This window comes from Shewanella sp. VB17 (genome assembly GCF_013248905.1).
Classification (GTDB): domain Bacteria; phylum Pseudomonadota; class Gammaproteobacteria; order Enterobacterales; family Shewanellaceae; genus Shewanella.
On record NZ_JABRVS010000001.1, the window covers coordinates 2,106,075 to 2,128,134 of the forward strand.

A 22,060-nucleotide genomic window follows, 5' to 3' on the forward strand; every position below is an offset into this window, starting at 1 on the left:
GTCCTAAAGTGTCATTAATTTAATGAGAATGATACCTATTGCCAATTCTTTTCTCAGCTTATTTACTTCTGTTTTATTTTTGTTTGTTTTGTGTTTTGTTCGTGTTAATTGCGTTGTGATTGACGGCTATTGGATTGATTTAAAGGAAGTGTTTTTTGAAGAACCACTTCCTATTGGTTATTTATTTGACAATAAAGCTGTGTTCAATGAAGACTGATTTCATAAGAGGTAAATTTCCGTAAGTTAATTACGCCAGTATCAAAGATTAAATACTGACCTTTAATGCCGAGTAATAGTCCACTCACTACAGGTTCTTTATCGAAATTATGTGAGCTGATTTTGGTTGGAAACTCAGTCACAGGGAAATGAATGTCTTGTATTTCAGCATCTAATTTCTCGATGGCATAGTCACCATGAGCCATGCAAATTTCATGTATCTTACTTTCAACTTCAGGGAGAAGTTCAGCGGCTTTTGCTTTTAGATCGATTCCTTGGGCATTACCTTTAAGCATGGTGCGCCAGTTAGTTTTATCAGCAATCATTTTAGCTAATTCAACTTCGACAAGGCCGGAAATTTGTCTGGTTGATACTTTCAACATTGGCAGACCTTGAGTAGCCCCTTGATCAATCCAACGAGTCGGTAGCTGAGTGTGACGAGTAATGCCTACTTTGAGTCCAGAAGTATTGGAAAGGTAAACATAGTGTGGAACAAAACAGTTTGCTTTTCCCCACTCAGGTTCACGACAGGTACCTTGTGCAAAGTGACAGATTTCAGGCTTCATGATGCACATATCACAGCTTGCAAGTTTCTTCATACACACGAAGCAGTGGCCTTGAGAGTAACTTTTTTTCGTGCGTTTGCCACAGTGACTACAGCAAATTTTACCTGTATGAGTTAAGGTCACCCTTGTGCCAATGAGTGGGTTCATTTCGACAAGATTATCACCAATTGGAAGTTGGTATTGTACCTGCTGGTTATCATCCAGTGTGGCACGCATTTTTTTTATCAATCCTAACATTAGGTATTCCTAGGCTGGGTTGTTAGTCAGTGCGTTTTTGCTCTAAAAGAGGGAGATAGGATCTCGGCATGACAGTGTTTTTTTGTTGTTTTAGGTAGTCTACCAGATTGTTGATGTGATTCTTGATTGATTTTAAATAAGCGATTCTGGTTGTTGATATTAAAGACCGTCACAGAGGATTTTTTTGCATAAAAAGAGAGCCGTCACTCTCTTTTTATCTCCATGTAATCAAATCCTATCTAGGACAATATCATTACCTATGGCATAGAGTGCTTGGCTGAGGAGTTCTTCTTGATCATCACTTTTCATGTCGACATTAAAAGTTGCCCGAAATAATGCGATACCAGAATGCCCTGCACTCTCATATTGAGTGCTAAAGTGTTCAATGTTAATACCCAGCGCGCTAATTTTATTTGAAATATCATGAACTAAACCAGGTCTATCATAAGCCACTAAAGAGTAGCTTTTATGTGCTGGTAGTAGAGGTTTTTTGCTGGTTTTAGCATAAGTTAAACTTAAACCTTCAATACACTCAAAATTTTCGATTAATGCATCCCAATTTGATGTTGGGACCTCAAGTAATAAGATTGCGGCAAAAATGCCATCGATATGGCGAAGCTCTGAGTCTAGCCAGTTTCCTCCATGGCGGCTCACAGTATGTGCGAGTTGTTCGACGAGGCCTTTTTTATCCGGTACTTGAAGGGTAATTAAGTATCGTAGCATGCTAATTTAACTCCTATGATTAATTATTATCTCTGGCTTAAAGCACTGTAACATTAGTGTCATCTTTGCGTCATATAATGCAACGCACCAGAATTAAAGGATTAACTATTGTTAGCATAGCAGTCGTAACAATCCCAGCGAAAAGTCTACCGATAATTAATTAACGAGGTTTTAATGGACATTCAGGCGATAAAACCTGATCCCAAGGCTAAAGATCTATGTTTAGGCAAAGGAGCTAGCCGTAGAGCAATAATGGATAAGGTCACTGAGGTGGGCGTTACTCTAGGGGGAGCGATGGTTTTTGTTGCCCTGTTATTGATCTTTTTTTATCTTTTATATGTGGTTAAACCTATTTTTGATGGTGCTGAAGTTAGTCCTGTCATGAATGTAGATGTGTTTAATGATGCTACACCAGCCTTGATGGTGGGCAGTGATGAACAAAATGAACTCATTTATCGCGTATCAGATACCGGGCAAGTGGATTTTTACAGTGTCAAAACAGGTAAAGTAATTGAGCGAAATCGATTAAGTTTGCCTGCTGGCACTCAGGTTTCAAGTAGTTCAGTGTCAGCACCGAGTGAGCAGAGGTTTGTACTTGGCCTTGATAATGGTCAGCTGTTGTTAGCAGAAATGAATTTTGGACTAACCTACCCAGACGATAAGCGTGTGATCACACCAGACATTCGTTTTCCTGCGGGTAAAAGCGCATTAACTATTGATAAAAATGGTTCTGCACTCCATCACATCGTTTTCGGTTATAGCAGTGACATGATGAGTTTTGTTTATCAAGATGATGATAATGTTTGGCATTTGACTCGCCAAGAAGGCGAGGAGAACATGATGACCGAAGAGGTCGAATGGGTTTTGTCAACGGGGATAATTTCGGAAGCCCCTTTAAATGTGCAGCAGCAATTGATGACGCCGGATCAACGTCAGCTTATTTTAAGAAGTGATGATAAGCTGTTTATTTACGATATTCGAGATGCTGAAAATACTCAGTTAATGCAAGTACTGGAACTTGAACTTGCTAAAACTCAAGTTAAAGAGGTGAATTTACTTGCTGGTGCAAGCTCGATACTGGTGAGTTATGATTCTGGATCCGTTGTGCAATACTTTCAGGTTAATGGTGAGAAGGGACGTCAGTATCAAGAGATAAGGAGCTTTGATAAGCTTGAGTCGCTCGCCAGTGTTGGCAGTGAGTTTTATCGTAAAAGCTTTGTGACAATCAGTGACAAAGGTGAACTTTCTCTATTTTATACAACGAGTCAACGTAAGCTATTTTCTGGGCAATTTAACCTGAGCAATCCCAGTCAAATAGGTTTTAGCCCCCGTGCTAACGCACTGGTTGTCGAGGCTGGGCATAAGTTACATCTTTTCAGTGTAGAAAATCAACATCCCGAGGTTTCGTGGAGTGCGATGTGGAATAAAGTCTGGTATGAAGGGTATCCAGAGCCTAAGTATGTGTGGCAGTCCACCTCGGGGTCGGATGATTTCGAAGCAAAGTTAAGTTTAATGCCATTGGCGTTCGGTACGATGAAAGCGGCCCTCTATGCCATGTTGTTTGCAACGCCTTTGTCGGTTGCAGGTGCAATATACACCGCCTACTTCATGTCACCTAAGGTGCGATCGGTGGTTAAACCAACCATTGAGATTATGGAAGCGCTGCCCACCGTTATTTTAGGCTTCTTGGCCGGATTGTGGCTGGCTCCTCTGATTGAAGACAATCTGCCGGGGATCTTACTTCTGCTGATTTTACTGCCAGTTTCGATTCTGCTGAGTGCCTTTTTATGGCACAACCTACCAGATAGGTGGAAACATTGTTTACCTGACACTTACCAAGAGCTGATGCTCATTCCTATCATTGTTTTTGTCGGTTGGTTTTCTTTTTGGATGAGTCCTGCTATCGAAAGCTTCTTTTTCAATGGTGATTCACGCATGTTTATTACCAATGAACTTGGGATCACATTTGATCAACGCAATGCCCTTGTGGTTGGAATTGCCATGGGTTTTGCTGTTATACCCACCATTTTCTCTATCGCTGAAGATGCGGTGTTCTCTGTTCCACGTCACCTTTCGAATGGCAGTTTGGCATTAGGTGCAACCAACTGGCAAACCTTGATTCGAGTGGTGCTGTTAACCGCAAGTCCAGGTATTTTCTCTGCCGTGATGATGGGATTAGGGCGAGCTGTCGGTGAAACCATGATCGTGCTTATGGCAACAGGCAATACCGCTATTATGGAATGGAGTGTATTCGAAGGTATGAGAACCTTAGCAGCGAATATTGCCGTTGAAATGCCAGAATCTGCCATTGGTAGTTCACATTATCGCGTGCTTTTTCTAGCTGCATTTGTTCTGTTTATCTTTACTTTCTTCTTTAATACTATCGCGGAGATCGTAAGACAGCGTCTTCGTGAACGTTACAGTTCGCTTTAAGATAGCGATGAATATGGGTTTAGTATGTTTTTTTCAGCATTGAGCTTTCAAAGTATAGCGTTAAAGGATAGAAGTCATGGGCATGGATAAATGCGATTTATCTTGGGTATTGAGTATGCTTGAGTGTGCTAATACTTCAGGGAGTAGAAAACATGGGTAAATGGTTTAAATCCGGTTCTCCCTGGATTTGGATGACAGGTGGAGCTGTCAGTATTAGTTTGATTGCCGTTCTTGGTTTACTACTGATGATTGCTTGGCGAGGTTTGAGTTATTTTTGGCCAGCAGAGATATACCAATGGGTGTTAAATGACCAGCATAGCGAACAATACACGCTAATTGGCGAAATTTATGATAGTGAGGAGGTGCCAACAGAACGTCTGCTTGCCGCGGGGCATAAATTTAAACTGCCGCAAGGTGAAACCGTTAAGCGCTATCTTATTAAAACGGGGAATCGAGAGTTTGTTGATTTAGATTTTCGTTGGGTGTTAGCGACAGATATCATTTCTCGCACCAAACCTGACAATATTGCCGTTATAGAACGCAGTAAAAACGGTGATTTTTATGGATATCCGCTTGCTGTTATTGAGCAAGGTGATCGTCTTGTGCTTAATGATTTTGAAACGTCGCTGCAATCCCATATTGACCGTGCAGTTGAATTAAATGATGAAGCCGTTAAGTTACAAAAAAGTGAGATTAATTCAATTAATTATGCGCTTGAAAAATTACGACTGAAAGAGCGTAGGGACGAATTGGATAATACGTTGACCGATGCTCGAAAACATGAATTAGCGTCCCAGAGAAGCAAGCTGGAGAGCGATTATCAAGTGTTAGAAAAACGGTTTTTCTTCTTAAGATCTCAAGCGGGTCGAGATACGGTTATTGTTAAAGATATGCGTGGCATTGAAGTGGCGTTAAAATTGGATTCTATTCTTGACGTTACTTATTCTAATCGCATGGGACTGATGAATAAATTGGCGCATTGGTTCGTCGCAATAGGCCGTTTTGTGAGTGATGATCCACGTGAAGCCAATACAGAAGGTGGTGTGTTCCCTGCTATTTTTGGTACTGTCTTTATGGTGATGTTGATGGCAGTGATTGTGACCCCATTTGGGGTTGTTGCGGCTGTTTATCTTCATGAATATGCAAAAAAGGGAATTGTCACTAAGATGATCCGTATTGCGGTGATCAACTTAGCGGGTGTCCCTTCCATCGTTTACGGTGTGTTTGGGCTAGGTTTCTTCGTCTATATGTTTGGTGGCACGATTGATCAGCTCTTTTACCCTGAAGCGCTCCCTGCACCGACATTTGGCTCACCAGGCGTGATTTGGTCTGCATTAACGTTAGCAATATTAACCTTACCTGTGGTGATCGTATCAACGGAAGAAGGGCTGAGTCGTATCCCAAGTGCCGTCCGTCAAGGTAGCTTGGCTTTAGGTGCAACGAAGGCGGAGACCTTATGGCGTATTGTTATTCCGATGGCAAGCCCTGCTATTATGACTGGACTCATTCTTGCGGTAGCTCGTGCAGCAGGTGAAGTCGCTCCCTTAATGCTTGTCGGTGTGGTGAAGTTAGCCCCGACTCTGCCTATAGACATGAATTTTCCCTTTGTGCATTTAGAACGTAAATTTATGCACTTAGGGTTCCATATTTATGATGTTGGCTTTCAGAGCCCCAATGTTGAGGCGGCAAGGCCCTTAGTTTACGCCACTTCTTTTTTACTGGTTTCAGTTATCGTGTCATTAAACCTGACAGCCATTGGCGTACGAAATTACCTACGTGAAAAATACCGTTCTTTAGAACATTAAACGGACAGTTATCGTGTGTTTGTTTACCTCAAATGGTCAGTATCAAGTGAGCCAATTTGACGAAGTATAGGATATGAAATGATTTCGATAGATAAATCTGCCATGAGAACGAAACAATTAGATATCAATAATTTAAGCCAAGAAGAAGTCGCACTGGAGATCCGTCATTTGGATCTTAAATACGGTGATAAACAGGCTCTCTTTGATGTCTCAATGAAGATACCTAAAAAACAGATCACCGCTTTCATTGGACCAAGTGGTTGTGGTAAATCAACCTTGCTTAGGTGCATTAACCGTATGAACGATCTGGTTGATAATTGTAAGATAAGTGGTGAAATTTTATTAAATGGTCAAAATATTTATGACAAAAAGGTGGATGTTGCAGCACTGAGACGCAATGTCGGTATGGTATTTCAACGCCCTAATCCATTTCCAAAGTCTATCTATGAGAATGTGGTTTACGGTTTGCGCTTGCAAGGTGTGAATAATCGACGAGCGTTGGATGAAGCGGCTGAGTCTTCGTTGCGTGGTGCGGCTATCTGGGATGAAGTAAAAGACAGGTTGCATGATAATGCTTTTGGTCTTTCAGGCGGCCAGCAGCAGCGTTTAGTAATAGCCAGAGCAATTGCGATTGAACCTGAGGTGTTACTACTTGATGAGCCGACCTCTGCGCTTGATCCTATTTCAACCTTAACGATTGAAGAACTCATCACCGAGTTGAAAGCTAAATATACTGTGGTTATCGTGACTCATAACATGCAACAGGCTGCTAGAGTCTCAGATCAAACCGCGTTTATGTACATGGGTGAGTTGGTCGAGTATGCCGATACCAATACTATTTTTACGACCCCGAAAAAACGTCAGACAGAAGATTACATCACCGGACGTTACGGTTAAGTATCATTTTTGCTAAAAATTAGAAAAGGTTAATCGCAATGGAAAATATGAACTTACATAAACATATTTCAGGCCAGTTTAATGCAGAACTCGATGATATTCGTAATCGCGTACTTGCGATGGGGGGACTGGTTGAGCGTCAACTTGAACAATCTCTTGATGCTTTAAGTGGATTAGATATAGAGCTGGCACAGAAGGTGATAGAGGGGGATCATGTCGTTAATGGTATGGAGGTGACTATCGATGAAGAGTGTACTCGCATTATCGCTAAACGCCAGCCTACGGCCAGTGATTTGCGTTTGGTACTTGCCATATCTAAAACGATTACGGATCTGGAAAGAATTGGTGATGCTTGTGTGAGGATCGCTAAATCTGCCATGGATAAGCGTTCTAAAAATCAACAGCCGTTGTTAGTTAGTATCGACAATATGGGCCGCCATGCGACACGTCTGTTGCATGCAACCCTCGATGCATTAGCGCGTATGGATGCGGAGGTCGCGCTAGAACTGCATAAAGAGGATGTCAAAATAGATCAAGAATACGAAGGGATCATTCGTCAGTTGATGACTTATATGATGGCAGATCCTCGCTCTATTCCTGAAGTATTGGATGTGCTTTGGGCTGCACGTGCAGTGGAGCGTGTTGGGGATCGTTGTCAAAATATCTGTGAATACATTATTTATTACGTAAAAGGTAAAGATGTTCGCCATATATCTTATGAAGAGATGGAGAAAAACCTTAATTTGTAATGAAGTATAACTTTCTATCTAATCAATACTTTACCGATGTTAAATCTATCTTTTGCTGATTTTTCATTCAAGTTAGGGAGTAGAATTAAGATCAAATACCTGTATAGTGTGTCTATCTTTGTGTATAGATAGATTGTATTCAATAGCGTCATGCCAAGTATTTTTAGGCTTGGTAATTTGGCCGTTATTTAATGGAATTTGTTGTTTTTGCTTTTTTAATTAACGTATTAGCGTAAGTGTTAGTCTTAAAGAACAAGCAATAACCTTAGTGTAAAATCTGAGTATATAGCCTTATACAGGTGTTCACAAATTATCATGTCCGGCGCAGATATAAGTATAAAAATATATTAATACAGATACTTATATGATGACTCACCGTCCAATGCAGACCGGATTATCTTGTAGTTGAGTGAGTCATACTCAAACGAAGGTCATGGGTGTTTAGCACCTAAACCTTGTTTGGTATATCAGCTATTGGTTAATTTACGAGAGTTGTATGTCGATAAAATCAAGTATAAACCCCCCTGTTTTTTTCCCTTCTGTTTCATTAATTGTGTTAATGGTCATTGTCGGTGCCATATGGCCTACACAGACACAAGACATCTTTCAATCTGCTCAATCCTGGTTTGAGCTCAAAGCGGGGTGGCTATACATTTTAGGTGTAGCAATCTTTTTGATATTTATTGTATTTATTATGATGAGCCGTTTTGGGGACATTAAATTAGGGCCTGATCATGCTGAACCAGACTACAGCTATAAAAGCTGGATAGCCATGTTATTTTCAGCGGGAATGGGCATTGGTTTGATGTTTTTCGGTGTGGCTGAGCCTGTAATGCATTATCTCGCGCCGCCAGATGCGACACCAGAGTCTATTCAAGCGGCTAAAGATGCCATGAAGATAACCTTCTTTCATTGGGGGATCCATGCTTGGGCTATCTATGCGGTGGTGGCTTTAAGTTTGGCCTATTTTTCGTATCGTCATAAGCTGCCACTTCTTCCTCGGAGTTCACTTTACCCGTTAATCGGTGAGCGTATATATGGCCCTATTGGCCATACGGTTGATACTTTTGCTGTATTAGGCACCATGTTTGGTGTTGCGACCTCTTTAGGTTTTGGCGTATTGCAGGTCAATTCTGGTCTTAATTACTTGCTTGAAGTGCCGGTTAATGCTTATGTTCAGGTTGGACTGATCATTGTTATCTCGCTCATTGCCACCTTATCCGTTTTTTCTGGTTTGGATAAAGGGGTCAAAAAATTGAGTGAACTTAATTTAGGCTTAGCGATTTTATTGCTGCTTTGCGTGTTATTTTTTGGTCCGACAGTCGAGCTGTTACAAGCATTCGTGCAAAATACAGGTGGGTATTTAAGTGATATTGTTGGTAAAACATTTAACTTATATGCCTATGAGCAGAAAAATGATTGGATTGGTGGATGGACGTTACTTTATTGGGGGTGGTGGATCTCATGGTCTCCTTTTGTCGGAACCTTTATTGCTAGAGTGTCACGTGGCCGAACAATCAGAGAGTTTCTTATTGGTGTGCTATTTGTACCTACTGCATTTACCTTTTTGTGGATGACAGTATTTGGTAACACAGCGATAGATGCGATAATGAATCATGGTGCAACCTATTTGTCTGATGCGGTATCATCGGATGTGTCAGTTGCCCTATTTGTCTTCTTTGAGCATATGCCTTTTTCAACAGTGCTGTCGACTATTGCGTTGTGTTTAGTGATCACTTTCTTTGTTACATCATCTGATTCAGGTTCTTTGGTGATAGATAACCTAACATCAGGCGGGGATCAAAATGCGCCGGTATGGCAACGTGTTTTCTGGGCATTACTTCAAGGTGTTGTCGCCTCAGTACTGCTTCTTGCTGGTGGGCTACAAGCACTACAAACCGTTGCTATTGCAAGCGCACTGCCATTTCTGTTAGTGATGCTCTTAATGTGTTTAGGTTTATATAGGGCATTAAAAGATGACTGGCTTAAGATAAATAGCGTGCAGCTGCATAATACCAGTGTGCAGTTCACCAAAACAGATGTACATTGGGAGGACCATATTGATGTGCTTGTTTCACATCCTAGTCAAAAAAATGCGCAAGACTTTATTGATAAGGTAGCCACGCCAGCTTTGACTAAATTGTGTAGCAGCTTTATTAGTAAAGGGATCCCTGCAGAGTTAATGCATTTTGAAAACCGTATTCGTTTCGTGATAGCTAACGAAGAGTATGATGACTTTGCTTATGGTTTACGTGTACGTGCCTTTACCATTACCAATCCGATTGAGAGTGAACTTGACGATGGTGACACTGAATATTATCGTGTTGAGGTATTTCTTGAGCATGGTGGGCAACATTATGATGTGATGGGGTTCAATCAAGACCAGATCTTGGCAGATGTCGTGACTCAGTATGAAAAATATTTGCATTACTTGCACCTATCCAACTCAGAATATTTAGGTGAAGAGGGAAGTTAATACCGTCTCTGTCGTATTAATATCAGATATATGAGAGGTCCTAAATCATTTTTAGGACCTTTTTTTGTTTGCCCAGCGAAGCTGGCAAACCCAGCAGGTTGAAAGAAACCTGTATCACCCTGACTAAGGGGAAGATAATCCGAATGGCAAGGGCGTTGCTGGCTAACGGCAGGGTCTGAAGGAAGCCATAGGAAGTGAGGTGTACACAACTAACCGTAACCTGTTTCGGCACTATTGGTGGGTGAGCGTGCAAAATAGCGCGAAGCCCAATACTTAGTCAGACTAATAGTGTGTTTGAGGGTGGAATACCTTATAGGGAGCCAGTGCAGTAACTGGGGAAGCCTGGCATCAGTTCCAGTGATAAGGGCTGGAGGCATTATCCCAAGAGGTGACTCAAGGGAAATGTTGGTGTGAGGTGGCAGATGAATCCGTAGTAGTGAGTAAGGCTCGGCCTGTGAAGCCCAGTAATGGTGTGGAGGATAAAACCAAGCTGACCATCAGCATCAAGTCTGGTGGAGTATTAAGTTGCCAAAAGCGCTTAATATTGCGAAGGGAGGAAGCGTGCTTTAAGTCTGTAATGAGCAGATGTTTTTTTTTCAGAGGTACACAAGTCGATTCGCTATCGAAGTCTTTTTGAACTGGTCACCTTAGGAGTAAGGCTCTGGCTTAAGAAACTGTACAAGGGAGTAGTTTTGTCACTGTTTAGTAGATTGCCATTGCGCTAGAACGCTAAGCAACAAAGTGAAATAGACCGACTTTGAGGAAGTCATATCCGTCCCCATACAGCACACATATCAGTGAGGAATATGCGAGTTTATCACAGTTTATACGGGCAACTTCTGAGTAAAGAGAAGCTGTATAAAGGATTTAGAAGAGTGTGGAAAGCCAAAGGCGCGGCCGGCATAGACAGGCAGAGCCTAAGCGACTTCGCCTCAAATCTGAGTGATAACCTCGATCAACTTCTTCATGAACTCAGCACTAAGCAATATCAAGCTCAGCCAGTCAGGCGGGTTGAGATCCCCAAAGAGGATGGCGGCGTGAGATTGCTTGGTATTCCAACTATTAGGGATAGAGTCGTTCAACAAACCCTAAACGATCTACTTAACCTCAGATCGGTTTAACGGAACACTGAAATCGTATTGAATTCAGCTGATGTAATATTGAGTTGTGGCTTATTCTCTTTGAGTTGATAGGCCACTAAACCACCTATCACATTAAGCATGAAACCATGTACACTGCGGTGTCGTGTATGTTCTATTTGTGAGATGTTTTTTAACTGATCATTGATTGTTTCGATAATAAATCGTCTAGAAAGCATGGCTCTATCCCATAGCGATAAAGCTTTTTCTTTCATATCCTTACGCACGTTATTAATGATAGTCACTCCACTCTCTAATAGGTCGCTTGCTAACGCTTTTCCAATATATCCTTTATCCGCATAAAGTTTATCCATTGATTCAACGACCATCTCTTTTACTGGTTTCGTGTCATGCACATTCGCTGGTGTTATTTTGGCTGCAACGATACCACCTTGATGGTTCACAATAAGATGAAGTTTAAAACCATAGAACCAGCCCATCGTACCTTTTCCTCGGCTAGCGAGAGCTGATAAGGTTTTATGTCTTGGAATTCGTAAATTATGACAGACTTTAATGCTCGTTGAATCAACGAACTCGATGCCTGTAGGTTCGCTTTTTAAAGAAGAAAAATAACTGCACATTGGGATAACGGCACTAGGCATGACCTCGAGAAATCGAGTGTAACTGAGTAAGTTTGGAAAGTCAGATTTGTAGAAACGAGCCAAATATCCAGTATAAAAGTTCTTGAAATCACGATGATTAGAGATATGGAAGAGTATGATAATAGTCATAATTTCACTCATAGCCATTCTGCCAGAGCGCTTACGCTTGCGAGTACCATCGGTTAGACATTGTTGTTCCCATTGAGGAATAAACACAGTACAAAAATCATCGACATCACAAAATATATCCACTAAATTATTCATATGCCCTCTGCGTGATTGATTAATCTTGGTCGAGAGCTCTGATCACAAAGAGGGTTGTTAGTTCAATTTTTTATCCCGAGTTCAGGTTACTTAGCCCCATCTTTGAAGAGCAATTTCACCCGTCAAGCTACGGCTATAGGCCAAGGCGAAGTTGTCACGATGCGATCAACAAAGCGACATTGTTTATGCGTCGGTACGAGCTTAAACATGTAGTGGATATGGACTTGTCAAAGTATTTCGATAAATTAGACCACGGGCTAATCTTATCAAGCATCGAAAAGCGAGTTAGTGATGGTAGCGTGCTAAAGCTGCTCGTTCAGTTTTTGAAAAGTGGTGTGATGGTAGATGGGCACAAGCAAGCGACAGAAGTAGGGAGTCCGCAAGGTGGTGTAATAAGCCCACTGATAGCGAATATCTATCTGGATGCGTTTGATCAAGAGATGAAAAAACGGGGTCACAGAATAGTGCGCTACGCAGACGATATCTTGATTTTATGTCGCAGCCGAGCAGGGGCAGAAAATGCACTCAAGCAGGCGAAGAAGATACTGGAAGTCGAGTTAAAGCTTGAGGTAAACTCGCGTAAAACCCACATAGCAGACAGCAATGAAGGTGTGAAGTTTTTAGGAGTGGAGATAGGTAGTCGATACACACGTATCGAGCCGAAGAAACTAGCAGGGTTTAAATCGAAGCTAAAACAGATGACAAAGCGCAATGGTGGTAAGCCATTAAGCGAAGTGATCAAAGCGGTGAATCCTATTTTAAGAGGGTTCAGTCAGTATTTTCGGATAGCGAATGCGAATAGGGAGTTCGAGAAAATAGCAAGCTGGCTAAGGCGTAGGTTGAGGAGCGTCCAACTGAAGCTGTGGAAAACGCCACAGCGACTTCACAGACGGTTGAAGCAGATGGGGTATAAGCCCCCGTTTAAATCAATCAAGATGAACAGTTGGCGTAACTCACTGATTCCGTTAGCAAACTATGCGCTGCCCAATAAATGGTTTGATAGCTCAGGGTTAGTGAATCTTGGACATGTAAAAACGGGATATGTGTTCAGCGCAAAGCTGAGTTAAGTATGCAGGAGCCGTATACGAGGTCCGTACGTACGGTTCTGTGAGAGGGATGAGGCGGTAACGCCTCACCCTACTCGATATGTGAGCAGGGTTATTTATGCTGTGAATTCTATTGTTAGCGAAGCCCTCAAACCTCTCTTATACTTAGCATATATGGACATCCTAGAATAGAGGGTTGATAGTGAAATATCGTCCGGAAATTGATGGCTTACGAGCCTTGGCCGTTATCCCCGTTATAGCATTCCACGCAGGCTTTCATCACTTTAGTGGTGGCTTTGTCGGTGTCGATGTTTTTTTTGTTATTAGTGGCTATTTAATTACCAGTATTATATTGGTAGAAATGGAGCAGGGCAGATTTAGCTTAGTTAATTTCTATGAGCGTAGGGCAAGACGGATTTTACCAGTACTGTTTTTTGTTATAGCGGCATGCTTTCCCTTCGCCTGGCTTTATCTTATGCCGTCGGACATGGAAGATTTTGTGCAAAGTATTGTAGCCGTTGCGACTTTTTCATCAAATATTTTGTTTTGGCTAGAAAGTGATTATTTTGATACAGCAGCTGAGCTGAAGCCGCTATTGCATACCTGGAGTTTGGCTGTTGAGGAACAATATTATATATTTTTCCCTTTGTTTCTGATGTTTGCGTGGCGAATGGGGAAAACTTGGATGTTAACCGTCCTTGCTTTGGTGTTTGTATTTAGTTTAGCTTTGGGTCATTGGGGGGCATATAATATGCCGACAGCCTCTTTTTATTTATTACCCACAAGAGGATGGGAGTTATTAATCGGTGTGTTTGCCGCTTTTTATCTGAGTCGCCATACACCTAAACTCTCCTACCTTGGCTTAAATAATGTTTTGAGTTTGTCTGGATTGGGTCTCATCTGCTTAGCGATATTGACGTATGATGAAACCATCCCTTTTCCCAGTTTATATGCTTTAGTGCCGACCTTGGGAACAGTGCTTATTATTGTGTTTGCCCAAGAGGGGACTTTCGTTAATCGCATATTGAGTATGAAGTTTTTTGTTGGCATTGGTTTAATCAGTTATAGTGCCTATCTTTGGCATCAACCCATTTTTACCTTCGTAAAATACCGTAGTTTTACGGATCCCTCTACTGGGTTAATGCTGACTTTATGCTTAGTCACAGTGTTACTTGCCTATGTAAGTTGGCGTTATATTGAGAAACCATTACGTAATAAACGCGCGTACAGTCGTCAGTTTATTTTTACTTTTTCTGGAGTGATCACCCTATTCTTTATTACATTTGGCAGCATGTTAAGCTTAAATGATGGCTTTAAATCGCGTGATATTTATGCAAATTTTAATATTGGTGACTATCAGCCAGATAATCGAGAGCTAGGGGCCAATAGCTGGAGTAAATTAAGGGAACTTAGCGGCGATGATAATTACGGCGTAGATCAAAATGTATTCGATAAAACCTTATGGTTTGATGCCGCTGATCCCAAAATGCGTTTGTTGCTTGTCGGTAATTCTCATTCTAAAGATCTGTTTAATGTATTAACCAGTAGTGAGCAGACGATGGCACAGTTTCAAGTTGCGCGCTTTGGCTCTGAGATCTCAAATATAGATAACACCCTTTTTGAATCACCCAATTATCGTTTAGCAGATGTGATAATGTTTGTTTCTCAGTACAAATCGATGGATTTAGATGTCTTTGGTCGGGTGATTGAGCGCGTGGCTGCAGATGGAAAGAAGACAGCTTTGGTTAAAAACATCTATGAATTTGAAGAGTTCGGTCATCGCACTTATGCCGATTTTTTATTTAACTTATTAGTGCAAAATGAGGGTGCTGAAAATATTTCAGTTAATGATATACATAAAATAAACCAAAAACATTTTCAACAGTTTCAGCATCGTGATCCCGATCAATTTAGAAAACAACTGAATAGTCAAATTGACGATATTACCACTAAATATAAAGAGATCCTGGTGCTAGATCGGATGGATTATGTATGTGATAGTACCAAAGAAGTCTGCTATGCGATCACCGAGAGTTATCAAAAGCTTTTTTATGATTATGGACACCATACCCTTGCGGGGGCGAAGTTTTTTGGCTCCCGTATTGAGCAGGTCAATTGGTTAATGGCACTTTAATTGGGGCGAGTGCTGATGCGTAATTAATTTTCTCGCTAAAGGTGAAGCTTGTTATACTATCAATCTAAGCTAAAGCACTTATTTGCGCTTAAAAAGTATTATTTATGAGGTGTTGTTGTGTCGCAGTTAGAGCGGGATATTCATTACATGAAAATGGCAATGGATATGGCAAAAAAAGCAGAAGAGAAAGGTGAAGTGCCTGTTGGCGCTGTGCTAGTTAAGGATAATGAGGTGATTAGCGCGGGATTTAATTTCTGTATTGGGCTGCATGATCCATCTGCACATGCTGAGATGCAGTGTTTACGTCAGGCAGGTAAAATTATAGAGAACTATCGTTTATTAGACACGACTTTGTATGTCACGTTAGAGCCTTGCGCAATGTGTGCAGGGGCGATGGTTCATTCACGTGTCTCTCGGTTAGTTTTTGGTACCCATGATGATAAAACAGGGGCCGCTGGAACCGTGGTGGATCTGGTGAGACACCCAGCTTTTAATCATCAACTCGAGGTCACATCGGGAATATTAGCACTTGAATGTGCAGAGCAGTTGAGTCAGTTCTTCAAACGTCGACGTAAAGAGAAAAAAGCACTCAGGCAGCAGCAAAAGTTAGCATCATTACAGGACTTATCTGAATAGTATATTCAATTTAATTTTTGGGGGATGATGACCGCTAATCTTGCTATGTATTTGATCCCTTTTTAATTAAATTAGCGGCTGAAGGAATACAAAAAACTGTTTTTGCCTATTTAATGTTCTTTGATGTTTTAACTTTAATTGTGATCGACGTCTTGCTGATACCGTGTTTATTGCTCTTCTTTTCATGAGTCATCTCGCTTAGTATTATTGTGGTTGCGCACCAGTGAGTGTGTCGTGGTCTGTGCTTAACTGCTCGGCAAGTTTAGCGTCTTCAATTAAGTCTTGTTCATCTTCTAATAATTGGTTCTGATTATCAATCCATACCAAGGTATCATAGTAACGTCTAATATTGTCGACATAATGTACGGCTTCGTTACCACGGGCATAACCGTAACGTGTTTTTGTATAATATTTTCGTTTGCGTAATAAAGGCAATACTTCTTTAATGTCTCGCCAAGCACTTGGGTTTAAGCCCATTGAACTTGCTAGTTTTCGTGCATCTTCAACATGACCATAACCTATATTATAGGAAGCTAACGCAAACCACATACGTTGATTTTCTGGGATTGATTCCGGTAAACGATTGAGAATATCACTAAGATATTTAGCGCCACCCTTAATACTTTGCTCTGCATCGAGGCGATTTTCAATGCCCATTTGTTTTGCTGTAGGTAATGTCAACATCATTAACCCTCTCACGCCTGTTGGGGAGCGAGCATTGGGATTCCAATGTGATTCTTGGTAGGCGGTAGCGGCTAATTTTCTCCAATCAAGATCACCAGCATAATATTGAAAACGTTCTTTATACTTAGGCAATTTGTTGTCTATGGCTCTTAGAAATGCGCGAGTATCGACATAATCGAAGCGTTTTACATGGGCAAAGTATTTTTCATTAAGTTGGGCTAAGCTGCCATTACGCTTCTCGTCATGCCAGAAGCTGAGCAAGGAACTCATCAGTCTGTCGCTGTTCTTTGCGGGTAGTAACCAGACGATGGCTTGTTTTTCTTTTAGCACCAGACCTGCTCTAAGTTCAGGCATGTAACGTCTGTTTATTTCGAAGGTCGTGGAGTCTGCAATCGTGTAGGGTATCTCTCCTCTGGCAATCATCGCCAACAGTTCTTCGCTGTCCTTATCTTTCTCTTGCTCCCAGGTCAGCTCAGTATAGGTATGCTGTAGTTGTGCTAGGGTTTCGACAAAGGAGGAGTCGGTGATAACCGTGATACTTTCTTTGAGCTGTGAAATGTGTTTCGGTGGATGTGTGCCTTGTTTATAGACCAAGACTTGATTAACTCGATATAAAGGAGGGCCTAATCTGAAGTTTTCTCTGCGAGTTGCTGTATCGGTAAGTCCTGCGGCAATAAGGTCAATCTCACCTTTATCCAGTGCTTGATAAAGATCTTTAATGTTAGAGTACGGTTTCATTGCTAAATCGAGATTTAAGTATTCAGCAAAACGGCTTGCCATCTCAAAATCAAATCCTGCTTCACCTTGTCCCGTTGTGATGTAAATCTGTGAACCATAGACTGTACCGACATTTAATACCGTTTTGTCTATCTCATCAGGAATTAATTTTGTATTTTCCACCGCGACTCTCTGGCAGCTAGCCAGCAATAGTAGAGTCAGAAAAATGATCAAAATTCTATTCATAGTTACCTGATGTCGCCGCCAATGGTCGAGTTGTTTCACGAAGCCAGCAGACAATTATATCATAAATTAAGATAAACCCAATTTTTGGTGAAATGTAGGGCGCTATAGTGAAAAATTAACAGGAGAAATGAAGAGCGTGTTAAATATTTAAATCCATATTTTTTATATCAATCATCTCTATTTTTGATGGCATATTGGTGTTTTTTTGTATTTGTCAGGAAATACTGTTTTCGACAAAACACTAGGCGTGATTTGTCGGCAATATTTCCCTATAATGGCGCTTGATCTGACCCTGCAATTATAATTTATAAGGTGAAATGACGTGATGGAGATCATCCGCGGAGCCCCTGCTTTATCAGCGTTTAGAGTTAAGAAGTTAACGGAAGCATTTGATAATGAATCACTTCCTGTTACTGGGATTTATGCTGAATATGTCCATTTAGCCGATTTGTCTGGTTCTCTTGATAAGAGTGAAACAGAGCAACTTGCCAAACTCCTTACTTACGGTCCCGCTATTGAAGCGCACATACCACAAGGATCACTTCATTTTGTGACTCCACGTTCAGGAACTATCTCACCTTGGTCATCTAAGGCAACCGATATTGCTCATAACTGTGGTCTCAACAAGATAAATCGTCTAGAGCGTGGTATTGCTTATTATGTTGAGTCCGATGTACTCAGTAGTCAACAGCAAAAAGTACTGCATAGCCTTATCCATGATCGTATGGTCGAAGTGATATTAACTGACTTTGATAAAGCCGATATGCTATTTCTTCATACCGAGCCAAAAGAAGTGGCTAGTGTTAATATTTTAGGTGAAGGGCGAAATGCCCTAGTGAAGGCGAATAATGAGTTAGGTCTTGCGTTAGCCAATGATGAAATTGATTATTTAGTTGAGAACTTCATCAAACTGAATCGTAACCCTAATGACATTGAATTGATGATGTTTGCGCAAGCGAACTCAGAACACTGTCGGCATAAAATATTTAATGCTGATTGGACCATCGATGGCGAAGTTCAGTCAAAATCCTTGTTTAAAATGATTAAAAATACCTTCGAAAAGACCCCTGATGGCGTGTTATCCGCTTACAGCGATAATGCGGCGGTCATGGAAGGTTATGAAGCGGGTCGTTTCTTCCCTGAAGACGATGGTGTTTATGGCTATCATACTGAGCCAATGCACATTTTGATGAAAGTTGAGACCCATAACCACCCAACAGCTATCAGCCCATATCCCGGTGCTGCAACAGGCTCAGGTGGAGAGATCCGTGATGAAGGTGCCACCGGACGTGGCTCTAAACCTAAAGCAGGATTAACGGGCTTTAGTGTGTCAAATTTAAAAATTCCAGGGTTTGTTCAACCTTGGGAAGCGGATTATGGTAAGCCTGAGCGTATCGTGACAGCTTTGGATATCATGACTGAAGGCCCATTAGGTGGCGCTGCTTTTAACAATGAATTCGGTCGTCCAGCCTTATTGGGTTATTTCCGCACCTATGAGCAAGAAGTGTGTAGCCATAATGGTGTGGAAGTACGTGGTTACCATAAACCTATCATGCTTGCTGGTGGCCTAGGTAATATACGCGCTGAACATGTTCAAAAAGGTGAGATCACCGTGGGGGCGAAATTAATCGTACTCGGTGGACCTGCAATGAATATCGGTTTAGGCGGCGGTGCTGCTTCTTCGATGGCCTCGGGTGAATCGAGTGAAGATCTTGATTTTGCCTCAGTGCAGCGTGAAAATCCAGAAATGGAACGCCGTTGTCAGGAAGTGATTGACCGTTGTTGGCAAATGGGTGATAGAAATCCGATACAGTTTATTCATGATGTGGGAGCAGGTGGACTATCCAATGCCTTTCCTGAGCTGGTGAATGACGGCGGACGTGGTGCAAACTTCGAGTTAAGAAACGTCCCTTCGGATGAACCAGGCATGAGCCCGCTTGAAATATGGTGTAACGAATCTCAAGAGCGTTATGTGATGTCTGTCGCGCCTGAAAATCTGGATGTATTTACTGCCATCTGTGAGCGTGAACGTGCTCCTTTTGCTGTTGTGGGTGTCGCGACGCAGGAACGTCATCTGACGCTTAGTGATCAACACTTTGGTGATAAGCCCATTGATCTGCCTTTAGAGGTTTTATTAGGTAAAGCGCCTAAAATGAGCCGAGATGCTGTGACGGTGAAAGCGGTTTCTCCTGAATTAGATCAAAATAAGATTGATATAAAAGAAGCTGCTCATCGTCTATTACGTCTGCCTACCATCGCTGAAAAAACATTTTTGATCACCATTGGTGATAGGAGTGTTACCGGTCTTGTGAATCGTGATCAGATGGTCGGTCCTTGGCAGATCCCTGTTGCTGATTGTGCCGTGACTGCTGCGAGCTATGATTCGTATACTGGTGAAGCCATGTCACTGGGTGAACGTACACCGTTAGCCTTATTGGACTTTGGTGCTTCAGCTCGGATGGCTGTCGCTGAATCGATCATGAATATAGCGGGTAGTGACATTGGGTCATTTAAACGGATTAAACTGTCTGCAAACTGGATGTCAGCAGCGGGTCACCCCGGTGAAGATGCTGGTCTTTATGAGGCGGTTAAAGCGATTGGTGAAGAGCTGTGCCCGCAATTGGAACTGACCATTCCAGTGGGGAAAGATTCGATGTCGATGAAGACAGCTTGGGAAGATAAAGGCGTAGATAAAGCAGTGACTTCTCCTATGTCTTTAGTTATTACAGCATTCGGTGCAGTACAAGATATTCGCAATACGGTAACGCCTGAACTGCGTAGTGATAAAGGTCAAACAGATCTTTTATTTGTCGACTTGAGTGCTGGTCACAATCGTCTTGGTGGCTCATGCCTTGCTCAAGTATATGGCCAATTAGGAGACATTGCCCCAGATCTTCAAGATGCTAGCTTACTACGTGGCTTCTTTGAAGTGATGCAGCCTCTTGTCAGTGATCGCACTGTTATTGCTTATCATGATCGCAGTGACGGTGGTTTATTTACTACGTTAGTTGAAATGGCTTTTGCGGGGCATACTGGTTTAGCAATTGATCTATCTTCTGTTTCTGGCAGCGATATTGAACGTTTATATAATGAAGAGCTAGGTGGTGTGTTACAAGTAAGTCGTTCACAAAGTGAAGACATTAAAGCTAAATTTATCGCCGCGGGTGTTGGGTGTCATGTGATTGGTTCGTTAACATCAGAAGACAGCATAACCATCTGTGATGGTCAGCGTGAGTTGTTTGCTGAATCACGTACAGCATTAAGGGCTATTTGGGCTGAAACGACGCATCAGATGCAGTCACTGCGCGATAACCCTGAGTGTGCTAATGAAGAATTTGCACTTAAGCAAGATGTGAGCGATCTTGGTTTAACCGTTGATCTTAAATTTAATCCAAGTGAAGACGTTGCTGCACCCTACATTTTAAAAGGCATCGCGCCTAAAATCGCTATCTTGCGTGAGCAGGGGGTTAATTCACATTTAGAAATGGCAGCGGCATTTAATCGTGCAGGCTTTGAAAGTACTGATGTCCATATGAGTGACATTCTCAGCGGCCGTGTGACCTTAGATAGCTTCCAAGGCTTAGCCGCTTGTGGTGGCTTCTCTTATGGCGATGTACTGGGCGCTGGTGAAGGTTGGGCTAAGTCTATTTTGTTTAACAGTCATGCTCGTGAGCAGTTTAGTCAGTTCTTTGAACGTAATGACAGCCTATCTTTAGGAGTTTGTAACGGTTGTCAGATGTTATCGACGTTAAAAGACATTATTCCGGGCACTGAACATTGGCCTAGGTTCGTACGTAATCGCTCTGAGCGTTTCGAAGCGCGCTTTACTTTGGTTGAAGTACAGAATAATCCATCACTCTTTTTACAAGGGATGCAAGGCTCTCGTATGCCAATTGCTGTTTCTCATGGTGAAGGGCGTGCTGAATTTAGCTCCTCAGCAGCGTTAGCTGTCGCAGAAGCGTCAGGGACTATTGCACTTAGGTACGTTAATGGTAACGGTGAAATAGCGACTCAGTATCCACAAAATCCTAACGGCTCTCCAAATGCTATTTCTGGGCTTTGTAGTTCTGATGGACGTGTGACAATTTTGATGCCGCATCCTGAGCGTGTATTTAGAACGGTAGCAAATTCATGGCACCCTGATGCTTGGGGAGAAGATAGCCCTTGGATGAGAATGTTCAGAAATGCACGTGTTGAAATGGGTTAAATATCCTATACTAGGGTAACGTAATAAAAAAAAGCTTCGATACTTTCGAAGCTTTTTTTATTTAACTGACTAATAAAATGAATATAACTAATCGTTTGCATTGAGTTAAATATGTTGGTGTAAGATGAATTTTAACAAAGAGTCACTTAGGCAGGTTTCATTTTGTGAGCAGTTAAGGTAATGGTATGTACAGGCCACTTCAAGATGCTCGCTTCAGAGTTCCTATTGGATGACTGAATAAGGCTGTGATTGAGACTATGGTAGTTTGATAGCACTAAGGCTG

14 protein-coding genes are annotated in these 22,060 nt (G+C 41.8%); 10 read left to right on the forward strand and 4 right to left on the reverse strand.

Annotated elements, in window-relative coordinates; all coding sequences use genetic code 11:
• Positions 1–203: 203 nt before the first annotated feature.
• The gene (locus HQQ94_RS09050; protein ID WP_173294109.1) at positions 204–1,019 is read right to left on the reverse strand and encodes a DUF2797 domain-containing protein; all 816 of its coding nucleotides are present in this window, start codon (positions 1,017–1,019) and stop codon (positions 204–206) included.
• A gap of 228 nt (positions 1,020–1,247) precedes the next feature.
• Positions 1,248–1,742: a glycine cleavage system protein R gene (locus tag HQQ94_RS09055; RefSeq protein ID WP_173294110.1), complete on the reverse strand. Its 495-nt coding sequence runs from the start codon at positions 1,740–1,742 to the stop codon at positions 1,248–1,250.
• Between the two features lie 174 nt (positions 1,743–1,916).
• On the opposite strand from HQQ94_RS09055, the gene HQQ94_RS09060 reads away from it, so the two are divergent.
• The 6 genes from HQQ94_RS09060 to HQQ94_RS09085 all read left to right on the forward strand — a co-directional run bounded on the left by HQQ94_RS09060 (position 1,917) and on the right by HQQ94_RS09085 (position 11,223).
• The gene (locus HQQ94_RS09060; protein ID WP_173294111.1) at positions 1,917–4,175 is read left to right on the forward strand and encodes an ABC transporter permease subunit; all 2,259 of its coding nucleotides are present in this window, start codon (positions 1,917–1,919) and stop codon (positions 4,173–4,175) included.
• Between the two features lie 152 nt (positions 4,176–4,327).
• On the forward strand, positions 4,328–5,980 hold the full coding sequence (pstA, locus tag HQQ94_RS09065; protein WP_173294112.1) for a phosphate ABC transporter permease PstA: 1,653 nt from the start codon (positions 4,328–4,330) through the stop codon (positions 5,978–5,980).
• A gap of 78 nt (positions 5,981–6,058) precedes the next feature.
• Positions 6,059–6,877 (forward strand): phosphate ABC transporter ATP-binding protein PstB, encoded by an 819-nt coding sequence (gene pstB, locus HQQ94_RS09070; RefSeq protein WP_173294113.1) that lies wholly within the window; start codon positions 6,059–6,061, stop codon positions 6,875–6,877.
• 38 nt (positions 6,878–6,915) lie between these two features.
• Positions 6,916–7,626, forward strand: coding sequence for a phosphate signaling complex protein PhoU (gene phoU / locus HQQ94_RS09075; protein ID WP_173294114.1), 711 nt, complete (start codon positions 6,916–6,918; stop codon positions 7,624–7,626).
• 496 nt (positions 7,627–8,122) lie between these two features.
• Complete coding sequence (locus tag HQQ94_RS09080) at positions 8,123–10,102, forward strand: BCCT family transporter (RefSeq protein WP_173294115.1); 1,980 nt, start codon at positions 8,123–8,125, stop codon at positions 10,100–10,102.
• Between the two features lie 806 nt (positions 10,103–10,908).
• Positions 10,909–11,223: a hypothetical protein gene (locus tag HQQ94_RS09085; RefSeq protein WP_254304030.1), complete on the forward strand. Its 315-nt coding sequence runs from the start codon at positions 10,909–10,911 to the stop codon at positions 11,221–11,223.
• Here HQQ94_RS09085 and HQQ94_RS09090 read toward each other — a convergent pair.
• Entirely contained in the window at positions 11,220–12,107 is an 888-nt protein-coding gene (locus HQQ94_RS09090; protein ID WP_173294116.1) for an IS982 family transposase, read from the reverse strand. The genes HQQ94_RS09085 and HQQ94_RS09090 overlap by 4 nt on opposite strands.
• 98 nt (positions 12,108–12,205) lie before the next feature.
• On the opposite strand from HQQ94_RS09090, the gene HQQ94_RS09095 reads away from it, so the two are divergent.
• The 3 genes from HQQ94_RS09095 to tadA all read left to right on the forward strand — a co-directional run bounded on the left by HQQ94_RS09095 (position 12,206) and on the right by tadA (position 15,923).
• Positions 12,206–13,174, forward strand: a complete 969-nt coding sequence (locus tag HQQ94_RS09095) for a reverse transcriptase domain-containing protein (protein ID WP_309247280.1) — start codon at positions 12,206–12,208, stop codon at positions 13,172–13,174.
• 181 nt (positions 13,175–13,355) lie between these two features.
• A complete protein-coding gene (locus HQQ94_RS09100) occupies positions 13,356–15,287 on the forward strand; it encodes an acyltransferase family protein (protein ID WP_173294117.1) in 1,932 nt (643 codons plus the stop codon).
• A gap of 117 nt (positions 15,288–15,404) precedes the next feature.
• Complete coding sequence (tadA, locus tag HQQ94_RS09105; protein ID WP_309247242.1) at positions 15,405–15,923, forward strand: tRNA adenosine(34) deaminase TadA; 519 nt, start codon at positions 15,405–15,407, stop codon at positions 15,921–15,923.
• Between the two features lie 204 nt (positions 15,924–16,127).
• Here tadA and mltF read toward each other — a convergent pair whose 3' ends face one another.
• Complete coding sequence (gene mltF, locus HQQ94_RS09110; protein ID WP_173294118.1) at positions 16,128–17,570, reverse strand: membrane-bound lytic murein transglycosylase MltF; 1,443 nt, start codon at positions 17,568–17,570, stop codon at positions 16,128–16,130.
• A gap of 325 nt (positions 17,571–17,895) precedes the next feature.
• On the opposite strand from mltF, the gene purL reads away from it, so the two are divergent.
• Positions 17,896–21,777, forward strand: a complete 3,882-nt coding sequence (purL, locus tag HQQ94_RS09115) for a phosphoribosylformylglycinamidine synthase (RefSeq protein WP_173296585.1) — start codon at positions 17,896–17,898, stop codon at positions 21,775–21,777.
• The last annotated feature ends 283 nt before the right edge of the window (positions 21,778–22,060 follow it).

What these genes read in the sequence shown, in the direction of transcription:
- HQQ94_RS09050 (WP_173294109.1), bottom strand. Translation starts at nt 1,019, where the DNA reads ATGTTAGGATTGATAAAAAAAATGCGTGCCACACTGGATGATAACCAG.
- HQQ94_RS09055 (WP_173294110.1), bottom strand. Translation starts at nt 1,742, where the DNA reads ATGCTACGATACTTAATTACCCTTCAAGTACCGGATAAAAAAGGCCTC.
- HQQ94_RS09060 (WP_173294111.1), top strand. Translation starts at nt 1,917, where the DNA reads ATGGACATTCAGGCGATAAAACCTGATCCCAAGGCTAAAGATCTATGT.
- pstA (WP_173294112.1), top strand. Translation starts at nt 4,328, where the DNA reads ATGGGTAAATGGTTTAAATCCGGTTCTCCCTGGATTTGGATGACAGGT.
- pstB (WP_173294113.1), top strand. Translation starts at nt 6,059, where the DNA reads ATGATTTCGATAGATAAATCTGCCATGAGAACGAAACAATTAGATATC.
- phoU (WP_173294114.1), top strand. Translation starts at nt 6,916, where the DNA reads ATGGAAAATATGAACTTACATAAACATATTTCAGGCCAGTTTAATGCA.
- HQQ94_RS09080 (WP_173294115.1), top strand. Translation starts at nt 8,123, where the DNA reads ATGTCGATAAAATCAAGTATAAACCCCCCTGTTTTTTTCCCTTCTGTT.
- HQQ94_RS09085 (WP_254304030.1), top strand. Translation starts at nt 10,909, where the DNA reads ATGCGAGTTTATCACAGTTTATACGGGCAACTTCTGAGTAAAGAGAAG.
- HQQ94_RS09090 (WP_173294116.1), bottom strand. Translation starts at nt 12,107, where the DNA reads ATGAATAATTTAGTGGATATATTTTGTGATGTCGATGATTTTTGTACT.
- mltF (WP_173294118.1), bottom strand. Translation starts at nt 17,570, where the DNA reads ATGAATAGAATTTTGATCATTTTTCTGACTCTACTATTGCTGGCTAGC.
- purL (WP_173296585.1), top strand. Translation starts at nt 17,896, where the DNA reads ATGGAGATCATCCGCGGAGCCCCTGCTTTATCAGCGTTTAGAGTTAAG.